The sequence below is a fragment of the Ruegeria sp. HKCCD6604 genome (assembly GCF_013110635.1).
Lineage (GTDB): Bacteria > Pseudomonadota > Alphaproteobacteria > Rhodobacterales > Rhodobacteraceae > Ruegeria.
The window spans coordinates 122,487-140,698 of the sequence record NZ_WVQW01000006.1; the positions used below are offsets into that span (position 1 = coordinate 122,487).

Annotated in this window: 21 protein-coding genes; 19 read left to right on the plus strand and 2 right to left on the minus strand. The window is 59.1% G+C overall.

Annotated elements, in window-relative coordinates; genetic code table 11:
- The first annotated feature begins 86 nt into the window (after positions 1 to 86).
- Positions 87 to 443 (plus strand): hypothetical protein, encoded by a 357-nt coding sequence (locus GS614_RS14925; protein ID WP_224857539.1) that lies wholly within the window; start codon positions 87 to 89, stop codon positions 441 to 443.
- Positions 444 to 556: 113 nt separating this feature from the next.
- Here GS614_RS14925 and GS614_RS14930 read toward each other — a convergent pair whose 3' ends face one another.
- The gene (locus GS614_RS14930; RefSeq protein ID WP_170344966.1) at positions 557 to 772 is read right to left on the minus strand and encodes a DUF1127 domain-containing protein; all 216 of its coding nucleotides are present in this window, start codon (positions 770 to 772) and stop codon (positions 557 to 559) included.
- Positions 773 to 1,105: 333 nt separating this feature from the next.
- Here GS614_RS14930 and ruvC point away from each other — a divergent pair, with 333 nt between their 5' ends.
- The 18 genes from ruvC (at position 1,106) to GS614_RS15020 (ending at position 17,520) form a co-directional block, all read left to right on the plus strand.
- The gene (ruvC, locus tag GS614_RS14935) at positions 1,106 to 1,603 is read left to right on the plus strand and encodes a crossover junction endodeoxyribonuclease RuvC (protein ID WP_171117483.1); all 498 of its coding nucleotides are present in this window, start codon (positions 1,106 to 1,108) and stop codon (positions 1,601 to 1,603) included.
- Complete coding sequence (ruvA, locus tag GS614_RS14940) at positions 1,600 to 2,277, plus strand: Holliday junction branch migration protein RuvA (RefSeq protein WP_171726686.1); 678 nt, start codon at positions 1,600 to 1,602, stop codon at positions 2,275 to 2,277. Before ruvC ends, ruvA begins: the two co-directional genes overlap by 4 nt.
- A gap of 4 nt (positions 2,278 to 2,281) precedes the next feature.
- Positions 2,282 to 3,301 (plus strand): Holliday junction branch migration DNA helicase RuvB, encoded by a 1,020-nt coding sequence (gene ruvB, locus GS614_RS14945; protein WP_171726687.1) that lies wholly within the window; start codon positions 2,282 to 2,284, stop codon positions 3,299 to 3,301.
- Positions 3,302 to 3,364: 63 nt separating this feature from the next.
- On the plus strand, positions 3,365 to 3,988 hold the full coding sequence (locus tag GS614_RS14950; RefSeq protein ID WP_171171017.1) for a hypothetical protein: 624 nt from the start codon (positions 3,365 to 3,367) through the stop codon (positions 3,986 to 3,988).
- Positions 3,985 to 4,368 (plus strand): tol-pal system-associated acyl-CoA thioesterase, encoded by a 384-nt coding sequence (gene ybgC / locus GS614_RS14955; protein ID WP_171170865.1) that lies wholly within the window; start codon positions 3,985 to 3,987, stop codon positions 4,366 to 4,368. Before GS614_RS14950 ends, ybgC begins: the two co-directional genes overlap by 4 nt.
- Before the next feature lie 110 nt (positions 4,369 to 4,478).
- On the plus strand, positions 4,479 to 5,174 hold the full coding sequence (gene tolQ / locus GS614_RS14960; protein ID WP_152457225.1) for a protein TolQ: 696 nt from the start codon (positions 4,479 to 4,481) through the stop codon (positions 5,172 to 5,174).
- Positions 5,175 to 5,176: 2 nt separating this feature from the next.
- Positions 5,177 to 5,653 (plus strand): protein TolR, encoded by a 477-nt coding sequence (tolR, locus tag GS614_RS14965; protein WP_152457226.1) that lies wholly within the window; start codon positions 5,177 to 5,179, stop codon positions 5,651 to 5,653.
- Between the two features lie 9 nt (positions 5,654 to 5,662).
- Positions 5,663 to 6,766, plus strand: a complete 1,104-nt coding sequence (locus tag GS614_RS14970) for an energy transducer TonB (RefSeq protein ID WP_171170864.1) — start codon at positions 5,663 to 5,665, stop codon at positions 6,764 to 6,766.
- Positions 6,763 to 8,082, plus strand: coding sequence for a Tol-Pal system beta propeller repeat protein TolB (gene tolB / locus GS614_RS14975; RefSeq protein ID WP_152457228.1), 1,320 nt, complete (start codon positions 6,763 to 6,765; stop codon positions 8,080 to 8,082). The genes GS614_RS14970 and tolB overlap by 4 nt, the downstream gene beginning before the upstream one ends.
- Before the next feature lie 72 nt (positions 8,083 to 8,154).
- Positions 8,155 to 8,661 (plus strand): peptidoglycan-associated lipoprotein Pal, encoded by a 507-nt coding sequence (gene pal, locus GS614_RS14980; protein WP_152457229.1) that lies wholly within the window; start codon positions 8,155 to 8,157, stop codon positions 8,659 to 8,661.
- Positions 8,662 to 8,665: 4 nt separating this feature from the next.
- Entirely contained in the window at positions 8,666 to 9,490 is an 825-nt protein-coding gene (gene ybgF, locus GS614_RS14985) for a tol-pal system protein YbgF (RefSeq protein WP_152457230.1), read from the plus strand.
- Positions 9,481 to 10,740 (plus strand): tRNA lysidine(34) synthetase TilS, encoded by a 1,260-nt coding sequence (gene tilS, locus GS614_RS14990; RefSeq protein WP_371807890.1) that lies wholly within the window; start codon positions 9,481 to 9,483, stop codon positions 10,738 to 10,740. The genes ybgF and tilS overlap by 10 nt, the downstream gene beginning before the upstream one ends.
- Before the next feature lie 75 nt (positions 10,741 to 10,815).
- Positions 10,816 to 12,732 carry an ATP-dependent zinc metalloprotease FtsH gene (ftsH, locus tag GS614_RS14995; RefSeq protein WP_152457232.1) on the plus strand — a complete coding sequence of 639 codons (1,917 nt, stop codon included), beginning with the start codon at positions 10,816 to 10,818 and terminating at the stop codon, positions 12,730 to 12,732.
- Between the two features lie 97 nt (positions 12,733 to 12,829).
- On the plus strand, positions 12,830 to 13,426 hold the full coding sequence (locus GS614_RS15000; protein WP_171726688.1) for an MOSC domain-containing protein: 597 nt from the start codon (positions 12,830 to 12,832) through the stop codon (positions 13,424 to 13,426).
- 144 nt (positions 13,427 to 13,570) lie between these two features.
- Entirely contained in the window at positions 13,571 to 15,247 is a 1,677-nt protein-coding gene (locus tag GS614_RS15005; RefSeq protein ID WP_171170859.1) for a formate--tetrahydrofolate ligase, read from the plus strand.
- Between the two features lie 60 nt (positions 15,248 to 15,307).
- On the plus strand, positions 15,308 to 15,613 hold the full coding sequence (locus tag GS614_RS15010) for a chorismate mutase (RefSeq protein ID WP_171117503.1): 306 nt from the start codon (positions 15,308 to 15,310) through the stop codon (positions 15,611 to 15,613).
- Between the two features lie 53 nt (positions 15,614 to 15,666).
- The gene (folD, locus tag GS614_RS15015) at positions 15,667 to 16,557 is read left to right on the plus strand and encodes a bifunctional methylenetetrahydrofolate dehydrogenase/methenyltetrahydrofolate cyclohydrolase FolD (RefSeq protein WP_171726689.1); all 891 of its coding nucleotides are present in this window, start codon (positions 15,667 to 15,669) and stop codon (positions 16,555 to 16,557) included.
- A 342-nt stretch (positions 16,558 to 16,899) separates the two neighbouring features.
- Positions 16,900 to 17,520, plus strand: a complete 621-nt coding sequence (locus GS614_RS15020) for a LytTR family DNA-binding domain-containing protein (protein WP_253285386.1) — start codon at positions 16,900 to 16,902, stop codon at positions 17,518 to 17,520.
- Positions 17,521 to 17,522: 2 nt separating this feature from the next.
- Here GS614_RS15020 and pdeM read toward each other — a convergent pair whose 3' ends face one another.
- Positions 17,523 to 18,185 carry a ligase-associated DNA damage response endonuclease PdeM gene (gene pdeM, locus GS614_RS15025; protein ID WP_171229707.1) on the minus strand — a complete coding sequence of 221 codons (663 nt, stop codon included), beginning with the start codon at positions 18,183 to 18,185 and terminating at the stop codon, positions 17,523 to 17,525.
- Positions 18,186 to 18,212: the final 27 nt, after the last annotated feature.

The following is an 18,212-nucleotide window of genomic DNA, read 5'->3' on the forward strand; positions in this document are numbered from 1 at the left end:
ATTTGCAGGAGTTTTGTGGAATTTTGCCACGTTTTTGTCGTAATCTCTTTTTACCGTTTTCTGACTGAAGTCGAGGGGGGCGGTTTTTGGAGGCTGCCATGACGGGTAAACAACTGGAGTTCACTCAGCGCGTTAATCGCCTGAACAAAAAACATCAAAAGATGAGCCGTGGCTATCGCGCGACTATGCGCAAGGATGGTCTGGTCGTCATGAAGCCGCAGCGGGTAAGCTCGGCAGTGCCGGCCAGGGTGCTGTTGCTTACGCTTCTGAGTGTTGTGGCGTTCAAGGCGTTTCTTTTGTCCAGCCTTGGCCCGACCGGATACCAATATCGGATCGACAGTTTAAACGAAGGCACATCGGTCGAAAAAGCAGGTGCCTGGGTGATGCAGATTGACCCGGTGTCGCAGGCGATTGCCGTGCAACTCAACAAGATTTTATACTGAATTTCAGTTTTGACTCAGTTTTCGGACGAAAAACACCGCGTGCCCGGGGCGCGCGGTGTTTCTATTTGCCCCTCAAGGGAGGAGGAAGGGGCGTATGCGAGTGGTGGTCGGTATCACCGGCGACCTTGGGCGATGGCGTCGATGTCGCCACGGCACAGGCCGATATCTTCCAGTTCACGATCGCTTAGACCGGTCAGCGCGTTGCGGGTAACGCGGGCGTCATTCCATTCGACGGCGGCGTTCACGGCCGATACGAAAAATGCGCCGATACGGCCAACGAGGCCGAACGAGCCAGTGGAGGCGAAGCGGGTGGTGTCCAGTGCAGCCATATCCTGTTTCCTTCTGGTTGGTGTTCACTTTGCGGTCTTGCGATCTGCCCGGCATCTAGTGCCGCCAAATCGCCCGCACAAGTTCAGTTTTTGCATGTGTCCTATGCGTTTCCTGCAATGCTCCAAAAGGCTTTAATCCCCTTAAATAATTGGTGAAAACGCGTTCACAAAAGTGTCGAATTCAGACTTTTTGAAGTCGCAAATGGCGTGTTGAGTCGCCTATGGGACAGGTGTGTCGTTTTCAGGCTTTGGGTCAATTCTCTTGGAAAATGTTCACGCTTCGTGCTAGGCGTTGAAAAAAGATCACAGAACCCGAGCAGGCCGAGGCAAAACATGCGAATTCTGGGCATTGATCCGGGGCTTAGGACCCTGGGGTGGGGCGTCATCGAATCAAATGGCAGCCGCCTGAGCCACGTGGCCAACGGTTTGTGCAAGTCGGATGGGGATGATCTGGGTGAGCGGCTGTTGTCTCTCCATAACCAGATTGTCGAAGTCATCGCCGATCATCAACCGGACCAGGCGGCCATCGAACAGACCTTTGTGAACAAGGATGGCGCCGGTACGCTCAAACTGGGTCAGGCGCGGGGTGTTGCGTTGCTGACGCTGGCCCAGGCCGGATTGCCGGTGGGGGAATACGCCCCGAACCGGGTCAAGAAAACGGTCGTGGGTGTCGGGCACGCGGAAAAGGAGCAGGTGTTGCACATGGTCAAACTGCAATTGCCCGGATGTCAGCCCAAGGGCGCGGATGCAGCAGATGCTCTGGCGATTGCGATTTGCCATGCCTACTACGGCAAGACCCAGCAGGCGCGTGTGAAAGAGGTGCGGGCATGATCGGAAAACTTACCGGAAGGCTGGACTATCGCGCGGCGGATCATGTGCTGATCGATGTCCGGGGTGTGGGCTATATCGTCTATTGTTCCGACCGGACCATGGCGGCATTGCCGGGCGTGGGCGAGGCGGTTTCGATTTATACGGACATGGTCGTGCGCGAAGACCTGATGCAGCTTTATGGCTTTCTTTCGCTGGTCGAGAAGGAATGGCACCGGCTTTTGTGCTCGGTTCAGGGGGTCGGAGCGAAAGTCTCTCTGGCGATCCTCAGCGCGCTGGGGCCGGACGGTGTCAGCCGCGCAATCGCACTGGGAGATTGGGCGGCGGTCAAGGCGGCGAAAGGTGTGGGCCCGAAAACGGCGCAGCGGATCGTTCTGGACCTCAAGGACAAGGCGCCGGGCGTGATGGCCATGGGTGGCACCTTGACCGATGCGATGGATGGCCCTTCGATCGAAGTTGTAGAGCCTGTCGAGGCAGCGCCTGCTCGGAAGCAGACGCCAAATCCGGCCTCTGGGGCCGCCGCGGCGTCCGCAGGTGCGCTGTCTGCCTTGTCTAATCTGGGTTATGGGCCATCGGATGCAGCAGCCGCGGTTGCCGAGGCGGCCGCCAACAACCCGGATGCAGACGAAGCGGGTCTGATTCGTGCCGCGCTGCAATTGCTGGCTCCGAAAGGCTGAATGAATGGTAGACGCTGATCCCACTGTGCGCCCCGATCCATTGCCCGAGGACAACGACCGCGCATTGCGCCCGCAGGGCTTGGATGAGTTCATCGGTCAGGCCGAGGCACGCGCCAATCTGCGCATCTTCATCCAATCCGCCCGCCAGCGGGGCGAGGCGATGGATCACACGTTGTTCCATGGCCCTCCGGGGTTGGGCAAGACGACGCTGGCGCAGATCATGGCGCGTGAACTGGGGGTGAATTTTCGCATGACGTCCGGGCCGGTTCTGGCGAAAGCGGGCGATCTGGCTGCGATCCTGACCAATCTCGAAGCGCGGGATGTCTTGTTCATCGACGAAATCCACCGCCTGAACCCGGCGGTGGAAGAGGTGCTTTACCCCGCGATGGAAGATTTCGAGCTTGATCTGGTGATCGGCGAGGGGCCCGCCGCGCGAACGGTTCGGATCGAGTTGCAACCCTTCACGCTTGTCGGGGCCACGACGCGCATGGGTTTGCTGACCACACCTTTGCGCGACCGGTTTGGTATTCCGACCCGGTTGCAGTTCTACACTGTGGACGAACTGCATGAGATCGTCACCCGAAACGCGCGGAAACTCGGCGCTCCGGCGGATGATGAGGGCGCGCGCGAGATTGCGCGCAGGTCGCGCGGTACACCGCGCATCGCCGGACGTCTGCTGCGCCGGGTGGTGGATTTCGCCATTGTCGAAGGAGATGGGCGGATCACCCGCGAACTGGCTGACGGAGCCTTGACGCGGCTGGGTGTGGACCATTTGGGACTGGATGGTGCGGACCGCCGGTATCTGAAACTGATCGCCGAGAATTATGGTGGTGGTCCTGTCGGGATCGAAACGATGTCAGCCGCCTTGTCTGAAAGCCGTGACTCGCTGGAAGAAGTGATCGAGCCCTTTCTGTTGCAACAGGGGTTTATCCAGCGAACACCGCGTGGGCGGATGTTGGCGCAAAAGGCCTGGACGCATCTGGGCATGACTGCACCCAAACGGCAAAGCGATCTGTTCGGTTGAAGCTTGCGCTTGGAAATTTTATGCCTTCGGCGAGAGTATATTCGAAAAGATGAAGGCCTGACCGTGACACCGGAAGAGATTGAGGCGCTGTTCACGCGCGAAAGCGGTGAGTTTCTGTTTGCCCGTTGGGGACGACCTATCGTGCCGATTGTGTTTGGCGTTGAAGACGAAACGCTGTCCACTGTGAAGGGCGCCTTCGAGGCGGTTGTCACCTTGGCCGGTCACAAAATGGCCGAAACCGACCCCGAACTTGGTGCCAACTGCATGGTCTTCTTCTTCCGGGATTGGCAAGAGCTGCTGGACGTGCCGGATCTTGATCGTCTGATCCCGGATCTGGCACCGTTGGTCGGGCGCTTGGTTGAAGCGGATGCAAACCAGTACCGCATTTTCCGGTTCGAAGAAGACGGCGCGATCCGTGCGGCTTTTGTTTTTCTTCGCATGGACAAGCAGTTGTCCAAGGTACCGGCGGAAACGCTGGCGCTGAGCCAGGTGGTGCAGACCATCCTGCTTTGGTCCGATACTGCGTTTCGGACGCAATCTCCGCTGGCCGTGGCGGGCGAAACGACGATCCTGCGCCCCGATATTGCTGCGTTGATTCGGGCTGCTTACGATCCGGTTTTACCGGGTTCGGCGCAGGATGCGTCTCATGCGCTCAGGTTGTTTGCCCGGTTGGAGCCACTGCAATGAAACATACCTATCCGGTTCGCGTTTATTATGAAGACACCGACATGGGCGGCGTCGTCTATCACGCGAACTATCTGCGGTATATCGAACGTGCGCGTTCGGATTGGGTGCGCAATCTGGGCAATGACCAGAACGCGATGCGGGAAGAAGGCATTGTTTGGGTCGTGCGGCGGGTCGAGGCCGAATACCTTGCGCCTGCCAGGTTCGATGACGAACTGATCGTCGAAACCGAAGTCACGGAAATCTCGGGTGTGCGGCTGACCATGGCGCAGCTGGTCCGGCGCGGCGAGACCGAGATTTTTCGCGCCTCGGTCACTGCCGTTTGCATCAACAAGGATGGCAGGCCGATCCGGCTTCCGGCAGAGATTCGCGCATTGATGTAACAATTTGCGGGTCAGGGGTGGTTCTGTTGGCATTTCAGCCCCAACTGCGTTAGCGTTTGGCAAAACAAGGCCAAACAAACGGCCGTCAGGCAAAAACAAAGAGCAGGTTCATGGAAGCTGAAACGCTGGCGCTGGCGCAGGAGATCGATTTCTCCATGTGGGGGCTGTATGCCCGCGCGACCTTTATCGTCAAATTGGTGATGTTGATGCTGATCGGTGCATCCATCTGGTCCTGGGGCATCATCATTCAGAAGCTGATCAATTATCGCGCGGCCCGTCGCGAGGCGCAGGCATTTGACGAGAGCTTCTGGTCCGGCAACCCTTTGGACGAGCTGTTCGAGCAGATCGGAACCCAGCCGGATGGCAGTTCTGAAAAGATTTTTGCTGCCGGAATGATCGAATGGCGCAGGTCGCACCGAAATGATGGCGGATTGATTGCCGGAGCGACCGCGCGGATAGACCGGTCCATGGATGTGGCCATAGCGAAAGAGGCAGAGACCTTGCAGAAAGGTCTGCCCATCCTGGCCACGGTTGGATCGACTGCGCCGTTCATCGGCCTGTTTGGTACGGTCTGGGGCATCATGAATGCGTTTATCGAAATCGCCGAACAGCAGAATACCAACCTGGCGGTCGTGGCCCCGGGTATTGCCGAGGCACTATTGGCAACGGGGCTCGGCCTTCTGGCCGCGATCCCAGCGGTTATTTTCTACAACAAGCTCAGTGCAGACTGTGACCGCATCGTTGGCGGCTACGAAGCCTTTGCCGACGAGTTCGCGACCATTCTGTCGCGCCAGTTGGACAGCTAAAAATGGGCGCGGCGGTTCAGCAATCCTCGGGTGGAAACGGGCGCAGACGCGGTCGGCGTCGCGGGCGCGCGCAACCCATGGCCGAGATCAACGTGACACCGTTTGTGGATGTTATGCTGGTTTTGCTGATTATCTTCATGGTGGCCGCGCCATTGCTGACCGTCGGTGTTCCGGTAGATCTGCCCAAGACCGCCGCCAGTGCTTTGCCGGGTGACAATGAAGAACCGTTGACCGTGACCCTGACGGCAGATGGACGTGTGCAGATCCAGACAACAGACGTGTTGCGCGAGGAACTGATCGGCAAGCTGCGGGCCATCGCCGCAGAGCGGAGCAGTGACCGGGTTTTCCTGCGCGCCGATGGCGCGATTCCTTACGCGCAGGTCATGCAGGTCATGGGCGCGCTGAACGCGGGCGGGTTTTCCAACGTTGGGCTTGTGACCGATACGGGCGGGCCGACGCTGGACGAAGGTGGAGAGTGAGGGCGCACGGTGGATACCGGCACCAAGATTTCAGCGATTGCGCATGTCAGCCTGATCGGAGTGGCGCTTTTCGGCGGTACGTTCCGGTCCGAGCCTTTGCCGATGGCCGTACAGGATGTGTCCGTGATCACCGCTGAACAATTCGCGGCCATGACGGCCCAGCGGGATGCGCCTGAGATCCCAGAGGTGCCGGCGGCATTGCAACAACCGCCCGAACCACAGGCTGATAGCACGCCGCCAGAACCTGTGGTCGAGGAACAGCCCCGCCCTGAACCCGTCGTGCCTGCCGAACCCGAACCCGAGCCTGCGCCCGTTATCGTCGAAGCACCGCCGGAACCGGACGTGCCGGATGAGCTGCCGGTACTGACAGAGCCCGAGGTCGAACCTGTCGCACAGCCTGTGCCTCCGGGGCCCGAGGCGCAGCCTCGCCCGTCCGATCGTGTTGCCCCCGAGGCCATAGCGCCACCACCGCCCGAGGCAAAACCGGATGATTTCGAAACGCCGCCCGTTTCACTGGATGAGGGCGCCGAGGTTCAGCAGGAACAACAGGATCAGACCGCGCCGGAAGAAGCGGCCCCCGAGATCGTGACCGAGGCAGAGGAAACCAAAGAGCAGTCTCCGCTTACGTCTCCGCGACCGCGGGTGCGTCCGAACCGCCCAAGCCCACCGCCCGAACCCGTTGTGGCAGAGACGCCCGAGGCGGCGCCCGAACCGAACGCGCAGGCCGACGAGGCCGCGATCAATGACGCTCTGGCCGAAGCCTTGGGCAGTGGAACCCAGCCATCCGGCCCACCACTGACCAGCGGCGAGAAGGACGCGATGCGATTAGCCGTGTCCAAGTGCTGGAATGTGGGCTCTTTGTCTACGGATGCACTGAGTACTGTGGTCGTTGTGGCTTTTTCGCTAAACCGTGATGGTACGGTTGTGGATGGCAGCATTCGGATGCTGGACAGTTCTGGTGGGTCTGCTGGCGCGGCCAATCAGGCCTATCAGGCCGCCCGGCGCGCGATTTTGCGCTGCGGGGCCAGAGGATATGACTTGCCTGCTGACAAATACGCTCATTGGCAGGATGTTGAGATTACATTCAATCCCGAGAGGATGCGGATCAAATGATGAAACTTCTGACCAGCCTCTTTGTCGGCCTGACGCTGATGTCTACGCCGGTTCTTGCACAGAACAGTCCCCTGCGGCTGGAATTGGACCAGGGCATTATCGAACCATTGCCCTTTGCGGTGCCGAACTTTGTTCCCGATGGCCCGTCAGCGGCGCAATATGCACAGGACATCTCGCGCGTGGTGGCGGCTGATCTGACAGGAACCGGGTTGTTTCGCGAGATCTCTTCGGATGCCTTCATCAGTCGGGTCAGCAGCTTTGAGGCTCCGGTTCAGTTTGCCGATTGGAAAGCGATCAATGCCGATGCGCTGATCACGGGGGCAGTCAATGTTTCGGGCAAGAACCTCACGGTTCGATTCCGGGTCTGGGATGTGTTTTCGGGTCAGGAATTGGGCAATGGGCTGCAATTGGCAGGCACCACCGAGGGCTGGCGGCGCATGGCTCACAAAGTGGCCGATCAGGTGTACAGCCGGATTACAGGCGAGGGCGGATATTTTGACAGCCGCGTGGCCTTTGTTTCGGAAAGTGGGCCGAAAAACCAACGCCTGAAACGTCTGGCGATCATGGATTATGATGGCGCGAACGTGCAGTACATGACCGACAGTGCCGCAATCGTTCTGGCGCCGCGCTTTTCGCCTACTGGCGATCGGTTGCTGTACACCAGCTATGAAAGCGGAAGCCCGCGCATCTATGTTCTGGATGTGGGCCGCGTCAAACGGCAGGAACTGAAGACGCAGGACGGAACCATGAGCTTTTCGCCCCGCTTTTCGCCGGATGGCCGGTCGATCGTGTATTCATTGATTCAGGGCGGAAACACGGACCTGTGGAAAATGGATCTGGCGTCGGGGCAAAGCACTCGTCTGACCAACACGCCGGCGATTGAAACCGCCCCCAGCTATTCGCCGGATGGCAGCCGGATCGTGTTTGAAAGCGACCGTTCGGGTACACCGCAGCTTTACGTGATGCCCGCGAATGGCGGCGAGGCCACGCGGATCAGCTTTGGCTCGGGTCGTTATGGCACGCCGGTATGGTCGCCGCGCGGCGATCTGATTGCCTTTACCAAGCAAAACCAGGGCCGCTTCCACATCGGGGTGATGCGCACGGACGGATCAGAGGAACGCTTGTTGACCGCCTCGTTTCTGGACGAAGGCCCGACCTGGTCGCCCAATGGCCGCGTCATCATGTTCACCCGTGAAACGCAGGGCGCCAGCGGCCGGGCCTCGCTATATTCGGTGGATATCTCGGGCCGCAACCTGCGCCCGGTGCGTACACCGGATGGCGGCAGTGATCCGTCATGGGGCCCACTACAGAATTGATCGCAGCAAAGTTCACAACGAATCGTCCCTGTGGTAGACAGGCGGCAACAATCAAAACACGAGGCACTTGAAATGAATGTATTGAGCAAAGTCCTGGCGTTGGGCGCGCTGAGTGTGATCGCCGCCTGTACGAACAATGACCCATCCGCCTTGGGCGGCAGCGGTGCCGGCGGCACAGGCGCAATTGTACCGGGCTCGCCCAGTGACCCGCGTTCGCCTGCGTATTTCCAGCAGACCGTCGGGGATCGTGTTCTGTTCGCCGTGGACCAGTCCACCCTGACACCACAGGCGCAGACCGTGTTGCAAGGGCAAGCGGACTGGCTTCTGGCCAATCCGGATTTTGTTGCCACGATCGAAGGTCACGCGGACGAGCAGGGTACGCGCGAGTATAACCTTGCGCTGGGTGCGCGTCGCGCAAATGCCGCTCGTGAGTATCTGATTTCGCGTGGTGTTGCTGGCAACCGTCTCAAAACCGTCAGCTACGGCAAGGAGCGCCCAATCGAGATTTGCAGCGTTGAGGAATGCTATTCCAAGAACCGCCGCGCAGTGACTGTGCTGACCGGATCAACACTGGGGTAAGACAATGCGTATGGCAGGATGGGTATTGGCGGCGGTCATGGCGACAGCCGGTGTTGCACAGGCACAGGATCAGCAAACCCTGGCCGACATACGTCAGGAGCTGACGGTGCTGCATGTGGAAATTCAGCGCCTGAAGCGCGAGTTTTCCACCACAGGATCGCCAGCGCCAAACTTGTCCGGCAGTTCGGTTCTTGAACGGGTTGACGCCATTGAAGCGGAACTGCAACGCCTGACCCGTCAGACCGAGCAGCTGAACCAGCGTGTGCAAAACATTGTCTCGGACGGCACCAATCGCATCGGAGATCTGGAGTTCCGCCTGTGCGAGCTTGAGGCAAACTGCGAGATTTCAGGCGAACCGACCAGCACACTGGGCGGAGAGGGCACAGATGTAGGTACGGCCGTTATCACGCCTGCCACGCCATCCCAAACCGATCAGGGTGAACTGGCCGTGGGCGAGCGGGCGGATTTCGACGCGGCATCGCAAGCACTGGCCGATGGGGATTACCAGACTGCGGCTGATTTGTTTGCGCAGTTTGATACGAACTATCCCGGCAGCCCCCTGGCGCCCGAAGTGAATCTGAAACGTGGTCATGCGCTTGAAGGCCTTGGCGACACCCGCGAAGCGGCACGGGCGTTCTTGGCAAGCTTTACCGGAGATTCCGAAGGAGCATTTGCCCCCGAGGCGCTGTTCGAGTTGGGCGCGGCGCTGGGGCGTCTGGGGCAGACCGATCAGGCCTGCATCACGCTCAATGAAGTTGGCGTGCGCTTTCCATCCGCTCCGGCGTTTGCGGATGCGACGCAAGAGATGTCTGCGCTGGGGTGTTCTTGAACCGTCACAGCGAAAACCTGCTTGCAGAGCTTCGCGCCCGGCTTCCCGAAAGGCTTCCGCCTAAACTGGGCGTGGCGGTCTCGGGCGGTGGGGATTCCGTCGCGTTGATGCATCTTTTGCATCAAGTCGCCCAAAACGAAGAGATCGCCCTTTTTGTGGCCACGGTCGATCACGGCTTGCGCCCCGACGCAGCGCAGGAGGCCGTGACAGTGTCGCGCCAGGCCGCTGCTTTGGGGCTGCCGCATGACATTTTGCATTGGGCGGGTTGGGACAGGTCGGGCAATGTTCAGGACGAGGCCCGCAAGGCGCGTTACAGCCTGCTTGCCGGTTGGGCGCAACAGCGCGGAATCGACGCTATCGCGTTGGGGCACACGGCGGATGATCAGGCAGAAACGTTGCTGATGCGACTGGGTCGTTCATCAGGTGTTACGGGACTTTCCGGCATGTCGGCAAGCCGGCAATGGGAAGGTGTGACATTGCTGCGGCCAATGCTGGGGATCACACGCAAGGATCTGAGAACCTACCTGACCGGTATCGGCGCAACATGGGTCGAAGATCCGTCGAATCAGGACCCTCGTTTCGACCGGATCAAGGCACGAGAGGCCGTGTCCGGCCTCAAACCACTGGGAATTGACGCGCTTTCATTGTCGCGAGTGGCCGAAAATCTGGCGCAGGCCCATGCAGCCCTGGGTGTGTTTGCGCAGGAATCCGCACGGAATGTCGCCCAGGTCGAACAAAGCGACGTGAAGGTGGACAGGGCCGGTTTTGCCGCATTGCCCAAGGAAATCCGACGCCGCGTGTTGCTTGGATGCCTTGCCTGGATCGCAGGGCAGGGATATCCCCCGCGTCAGGCGGCGGTCGAGCAGGCCATGAAGGCCATAACCGACGGGCGGGCAGGGTCGCTCAGCGGTTGCCTGTTGGTCCCGGAAGGGATGAGTGTTTGGATTTGCAGGGAATTCAAGGCCGTGGAGGCTCGGATTTCAGCACGTGACGAAGTTTGGGATGGCAAATGGGTCTTGACCGGGCCCGAGATTTCCGGTGCCGAGATCCGCGCTCTGGGTGAAGACGGGCTGCGACAGGTGCCCGAATGGCGCGAAACAGGCCGGCCCAGGCTGGCCTTGAGTGCGACGCCCGCAGTCTGGAAGGGGGGCGCGGTGCTGGCCGCTCCGCTTGCGGGATTTGCGAACGGATGGCGCGCGGACACGACGCCGGAATGGCCCGAGTTCTACGCATCTTTTTTATCGCATTGAACATACCACAATCCTCTCTATTTTAAGAGGTAACTTGGCAGCTCCTCACCTGCCGGAACTTTTGGGAGAATTTCCTTGGGCAACGCTCGCAATATCGCGTTTTGGGTCGTTCTGTTTCTGCTGATCCTTGCACTGTTCAATCTGTTCAGTGGACCGGGCGGAACGCTTCAGAGCAATGAAAGAACTTATTCCGATTTCGTCGGCGCCGTGCAAAGCGGTGAAGTCAAGAACGTGACGCTGGACGGCGAACAGATCCGCTATACGACCGAAAGCGGTGCGACTTACGTCACGATCAAACCCGGCGACGCCGAGGTCACCAAGCTTTTGATCGATGAGAACATCCCGGTTCAGGCGGTCAAGCAACAGCAGTCGGGCTTCCAGTCTTTCCTGATCACGCTCTTGCCGTTCCTGCTGCTGATCGGTGTCTGGGTTTATTTCATGAACCGGATGCAGGGCGGCGGCAAAGGCGGTGCAATGGGCTTTGGCAAGTCGAAGGCCAAGATGCTGACCGAAAAGCATGGCCGCGTCACATTTGACGACGTCGCGGGCATCGACGAAGCCAAGGAAGAGCTGGAAGAGATCGTCGAATTCCTGCGCAATCCACAGAAGTTCAGCCGCCTTGGCGGCAAGATCCCGAAAGGCGCGCTGCTGGTGGGCCCTCCGGGCACCGGTAAGACGCTGCTGGCCCGCGCCATCGCGGGTGAGGCGGGTGTGCCGTTCTTCACTATTTCGGGGTCCGACTTTGTCGAGATGTTCGTGGGTGTCGGTGCATCCCGTGTCCGAGACATGTTTGAACAGGCCAAGAAGAATGCGCCTTGTATCGTCTTCATCGACGAGATCGACGCCGTGGGTCGCCATCGTGGCGCTGGCTACGGCGGTGGTAATGACGAGCGCGAACAGACCCTCAACCAGTTGCTGGTTGAGATGGACGGCTTTGAGGCCAATGAAGGCGTGATCATTCTGGCGGCTACCAACCGTAAAGACGTTCTGGATCCCGCGCTGCTGCGTCCGGGCCGTTTTGACCGCAACGTGACCGTTGGTAACCCCGACATCAAAGGCCGCGAGAAGATTTTGGGCGTGCACGCACGTAAGACGCCTCTGGGCCCCGATGTCGATCTGCGCATCATTGCGCGCGGTACGCCGGGCTTCTCGGGGGCCGATCTGGCGAACCTCGTGAACGAGGCTGCGTTGATGGCCGCCCGCGTGGGTCGCCGCTTTGTCACCATGGAAGACTTTGAGAACGCCAAGGACAAGGTGATGATGGGCGCCGAGCGCCGCTCGATGGTGCTGACGCAGGACCAGAAGGAAAAGACAGCCTATCACGAGGCGGGGCATGCCGTTGTCGGCCTGACCCTGCCGTTGTGCGATCCTGTCTACAAAGCCACGATCATTCCGCGCGGTGGTGCGCTGGGTATGGTTGTATCTCTGCCTGAAATGGATCGCCTGAACTACCACCGTGATGAGTGTGAGCAAAAGCTGGCCATGACCATGGCCGGCAAAGCCGCCGAGGTTATCAAATACGGTGAAGACCACGTTTCGAACGGCCCGGCCGGGGACATCATGCAGGCCAGCCAGTTGGCGCGTGCCATGGTGATGCGCTGGGGCATGTCGGACAAGGTCGGTAACATCGACTATGCCGAGGCGCACGAAGGCTATCAGGGCAACACCGCAGGGTTCTCGGTGTCGGCGCATACGAAAGAGCTGATCGAAGAAGAGGTGAAACGCCTTATCCAGCAGGGTTATGAGCGCGCGCACCAGATTCTGACCGAACAGCGCGAAGAATGGGAACGCCTGGCGCAGGGCTTGCTTGAATACGAAACCCTGACGGGTGATGAGATCAAGCGTGTCATGAATGGTGAATCACCCACCGAGGATGATGACGAAGGCGACAAGCCGGATGAAGGCAGCGCGCCCAGTGTCACGGCGATTCCCAAGACAAAGGCCAAGAAATCTCCGCCCGATGGCGGGATGGAGCCCGAACCCACCGCATAGTCAAAAAAGACCCGGCGCATCGTCCGGGTCTTTTTTCTTTTCATCGGTGTTTTGCCTGGCAATATGCACGCAAGAAAAAGAGCGAAAAGGGAAGGCTATGCCATTTTTGCGTGAAACCGAATTTGCCGCCGAAGCAGTCTGGCTTGGCCATGTCTCTGCGGGAACTTCTTTACGGGCCAAGGCTGTTGACACGCTGGATCTGGGTTTTGACGGCGTGAAGGGTGAGCGCCACGAAGGCCTTAATCGGGCGTCCTGTGTCAGGGTCTCGAACCTTTACCCGAAAGGCACTGAAATTCGAAACGTGCGTCAGCTTTCAGTTTTGTCCGAAGAGGAGTTGCAGCAAATTTCGCAGGACATGGGGTTGGATCAGCTTGATCCGTCCTATCTTGGGGTTTCCATTGTGCTGCGCGGGATCCCGGATTTTTCGCATATCCCCCCGTCTTCACGTCTTCAGGCAACGAGCGGGGCGACGATAACGGTGGACATGGAAAACGCCCCTTGTGTTCTGCCGGGGCGCGAGATCGAAGCGGATCAACCGGGGCATGGCGCGGCTTTCAAACCTGCGGCGGTCGGGCGTCGGGGCGTCACGGGATGGGTCGAACGTCCGGGGCGCATTCAACTGCGGGATCGGCTGAAACTGTTTGTTCCGGATCAACCTGCGTGGGTTTGTGAAAACAGGCTTGTTTCCGATTAGAAACCCCTGAAACGAACTTACGACGCTTCGCGACGCCAGAATGTCGGAATCCATGGCTATCGGGATTGTACACAAGGGTATGGAATGCACAGCGCCGACGCCCCGCGTCGGTTTTGCACGGTATTCAATCAAGGACCCCGGCCAATGAGCTACAAATCCGATATCGAAATCGCCCGCGAAGCGAACAAAAAGCCGATTCAGGAAATCGGTGCCAAGATCGGCATCGACTCTGCGGATCTGCTGCCTTACGGCCATGACAAGGCGAAGGTCAGCCAGAACTTCATCAACTCGGTGCAGGACCGCGAAGACGGCAAGCTGATCCTGGTGACTGCAATCAACCCGACCCCGGCAGGTGAGGGCAAGACCACGACCACAGTGGGTCTGGGTGACGGTCTCAACCGCATCGGCAAGAACGCGATGATCTGTATCCGCGAAGCCTCGCTTGGCCCGAACTTCGGTATGAAGGGCGGCGCTGCGGGTGGCGGCTATGCGCAGGTCGTTCCGATGGAAGAGATGAACCTGCACTTCACCGGTGACTTCCACGCCATCACCTCTGCTCACTCGCTGCTGTCGGCGATGATCGACAACCACATCTACTGGGGCAACGAGCAGGAGATCGACACCCGCCGCGTCGCATGGCGCCGTGTGGTCGACATGAACGACCGTGCCCTGCGTCAGATCACCGCCAGCTTGGGTGGTGTGTCGAACGGCTTCCCGCGTGAGGCAGGTTTTGACATCACCGTAGCGTCCGAAGTCATGGCGATCCTCTGTCTGGCGAACGACCTGAAAGACCTGGAAAAGCGTCTGGGCGACATCATCGTTGCTTATCGCCGCGACAAGACACCGGTCTACTGCCGTGACATCAAGGCCGAAGGCGCAATGACCGTTCTGCTGAAGGACGCGATGCAGCCGAACCTGGTGCAGACGCTGGAAAACAACCCGGCCTTCGTCCATGGCGGCCCGTTCGCGAACATCGCGCATGGCTGTAACTCGGTCATCGCGACCAAGACCGCTCTGAAAGTCGCCGACTATGTCGTGACCGAAGCCGGTTTCGGTGCGGATCTGGGTGCCGAGAAGTTCATGAACATCAAATGCCGCAAGGCGGGCATTGCCCCGTCGGCAGTTGTTCTGGTTGCGACCGTGCGCGCGATGAAGATGAACGGCGGCGTTGCCAAGGCCGATCTGGGTGCGGAAAACGTTGAGGCCGTCAAATCAGGCTGTGCCAACCTGGGCCGTCACATCGAGAACGTGAAATCCTTCGGTGTACCGGTTGTCGTCGCCATCAACCACTTCGTCACCGATACCGATGCCGAAGTTCAGGCGGTGAAAGACTATTGCGGCGAGCACGGCGTCGAGGCGGTTCTGTCGCGTCACTGGGAACTGGGTTCCGAAGGGTCTGCGCCGTTGGCCGAGAAAGTCGTCGAAATCGTCGAAGGTGGCACCGCGAACTTCGCACCGATCTACCCCGACGATATGCCTCTGTTCGAGAAGATCGAAACCATCGCCAAGCGCATCTACCGCGCTGACGAGGTTCTGGCTGACAACAAGATCCGCAACCAGCTGCGTGAATGGGAAGAAGCCGGATATGGCAACCTGCCGGTCTGCATGGCCAAGACGCAGTATTCCTTCTCGACCGACCCATCGCTGCGGGGCGCACCCACGGGCCATTCGGTTCCGGTGCGCGAGGTACGCTTGAGCGCGGGCGCGGGCTTTATCGTGGTCGTCTGCGGCGAGATCATGACCATGCCTGGTCTGCCCCGCAAGCCGGCTGCTGAAACCATCTGCCTCAATGACGCAGGTGAGATCGAGGGCTTGTTCTAAGCCGCCGAATAGGACATCTCGTGGTCCGGGGATTCATTCCCGGGCCATGAGGAGATGACGATGCCCACTCTGACACCGCCTCAGAACTGCAACACGATGCAGGAGCTGCGGGCTGAGATCGACAAGCTGGATCGCCAACTGATCGAAATGTTGGTAACGCGCGCGACATATATTGACCGCGCGTCGCAGCTGAAACCGGGCGAGGGCCTTCCGGCCCGAATCCCGGAACGTGTCGAAGAGGTGGTGCAACGCGTGCGTGCAAGTTCGGACGCGCTGGGGATGGACCCGGATCTGGCCGAGAAGCTATGGCGCATATTGATTGACTGGTCGATTGCACGCGAAGAGCGCGTGATTGGCACCGACTGACTGACCGGGCGTTCTGTGCGCCCGATCCGTTTTTTGAAAGAAGGGATCGAAGTATGGTAGCTCAGGTTATCGACGGTAAGGCCTTTGCCGCAAAAGTGCGCGGTCAAGTTGCCGATCAGGTCGCAAAGCTGAAAGAAGAAAACGGCATCACCCCCGGCCTGGCCGTGGTTCTTGTGGGCGAAGACCCAGCCAGCCAGGTTTATGTCCGTTCGAAGGGCAAAATGACCGTTGAAGTCGGCATGAATTCGTACGAGCACAAGCTGGACGTCGATACATCCGAGGAAGATCTGCTGGCGCTGATTGACAAGCTGAACAACGACCCGGCCGTGCATGGCATTCTGGTCCAGTTGCCGTTGCCCAAACACCTGAACGAGGATCTGGTGATCAACTCGATCCACCCGGCCAAGGATGTGGATGGCTTCCACATTTCGAACGTGGGCCTGCTGGGCACCGGTCAGAAGTCGATGGTGCCCTGCACCCCGCTGGGCTGCCTGATGATGCTGCGTGACCACCACGGTTCGCTTTCCGGCATGGACGCCGTTGTGATCGGTCGCTCGAACATTGTGGGCAAACCGATGGCGCAGCTGCTGCTGGGCGATAGCTGCACCGTGACCATCGCGCATTCGCGCACCAAGGATCTGCCGGACGTCGTACGCCGCGCCGACATCGTCGTGGCTGCCGTGGGGCGTCCGGAAATGGTGCCGGGTGACTGGATCAAGGAAGGCGCGACCGTGATCGATGTAGGCATCAACCGCATCGAACGCGACGGAAAGAACAAGCTGGTCGGTGACGTGGACTATGCCAGCGCGTCCCAGCGTGCTGGCGCCATCACTCCGGTTCCGGGGGGTGTAGGTCCGATGACCATTGCATGCCTGTTGGCCAACACTTTGACTGCGTGCTGCCGCGCCAACGCTCTGCCCGAACCAGAAGGTTTGACGGCGTAAGGTAATCTGGTCGGGTCGATCTTGTCGGCCCGGCACATTCCTCGGTTGTGCATGACTTCGCGGGACAATCATCGGACGCTCCAGTCAATTTGCCCTGAATGGGTTTGACAGCTTAAAAAATCGTGATATCCCTGTATTCCCAGTTGGTTACAGGTAAGGTGCTTCAGTGCTTGTCGTGCTAAGGTTGAATTTTGTTAAGTCATGCACAAAAGCGGTATGACGTCTGGGATAAACACTATTCGGAATGCTTGCACCCCACAGCGAGTGACGGCGGGCCTTGTCTTTCTTCCATTGCTTGCTTACGCGTTTCCTCCGTTTCTGGTCGCGGATCTGAGCTTCGGTTTGCGTCTTCTTTTCTGGACCGGAGTGATGGTTCTTGCCCTGACAGTCACCGGGTTGGCGCGCAACTTGATGCAAAAAAACCCCGTTCTGTTGAATGTTCCCGTCCGTGATCTGGCATTCGCGGCACTGATCCTGGTTCTGTTCACGCCGTCCCTTTGGATGTTGGCATGGATCCTGTTCACCTGCGGAGGTCACATGGCACCAGGCGCCCAGACCGTGGCGGTATATGGGGTCCTGTTTGCAACGGGTTTGGTTCTTGTGCAACGCAATGATTTGAACCCATTGATGGCCTCAACACCTGAAACCGAGAGGCCGCGCCTGATCAGGCGTCTGCCGCCTGACTTCCATGGTCAAATCCATCGTTTGACGGTCAGGGATCACAATGTGGATATTGTCACTTCGGAAGGCACGTTCACGGTCCGCTCGCGCTTTACGGACGCAATTGCCGAGATGGAGCCGGTTCCCGGACACTGTTCGCACCGTTCACATTGGGTGGTGGACGCATCAATCGTTGGGGTTGAAAAATCGGGGGGCAAAACTTTTTTGCGCTTGATGAACGGCGATCTGGTTCCAGTAAGCCGCAAGTACAAACCGAAGTTGGAAGAAGACGGGTTGATCTGAACTCAACGCGGCATTGGGATCATCTGCGGTTGCTGGCCGGTCAGAATGGCCATGGCGTCCGCGCCCAAAAGATCGGAAAGTGCCCGATCCGAACTGCGCAACCCCCCGGTGTAAGTTCCGTAGGCAGGCAGGATCAGCCGATTTCTGTCCAGCAGAAAGGCAGGTCGTGAAATGTGTCTGCCTTTCGTCCGAATCTGTGCTTTCGGATGAAAATGGCCTGAAATTTCACCTTGCGGCCGATCCTGGGCGATGTGACGAAAGACGAGAGGGCCGCACTGCCATTCGACCAGATGAGAGCCCCCCATCTCGATCGGGCCGGGATCGTGATTGCCTTCGATCCAGATCCATTGTCGCCCGGCCTGCAAAGTCGCAATCCTCAACCCTTCTGCGTCGGGCAAGGCTTGGGCCGCTTCGAGATCGTCAAAGCTGTCACCTAGGCAGATGACGGTTTCGGCGTTGGTGTGTTCCAGATCGCGGGCCAGCCGGTCAAGCGTTTCGCGACTGTCATAAGGCGGCAGCGTAGCCCCGCGCCGACGGGCCATACGTTCGGATTTTCCCAGATGCAGGTCCGAAACACAGAGCAGTTGCCGCGCCGGCCACCATAATGCGCCAGACGGCAACGCATCGAGTTGCTGGCCTGCAAAGGAAAACTTGCACACGTTCATGATACGTTCTTGACCTGATTCCACATC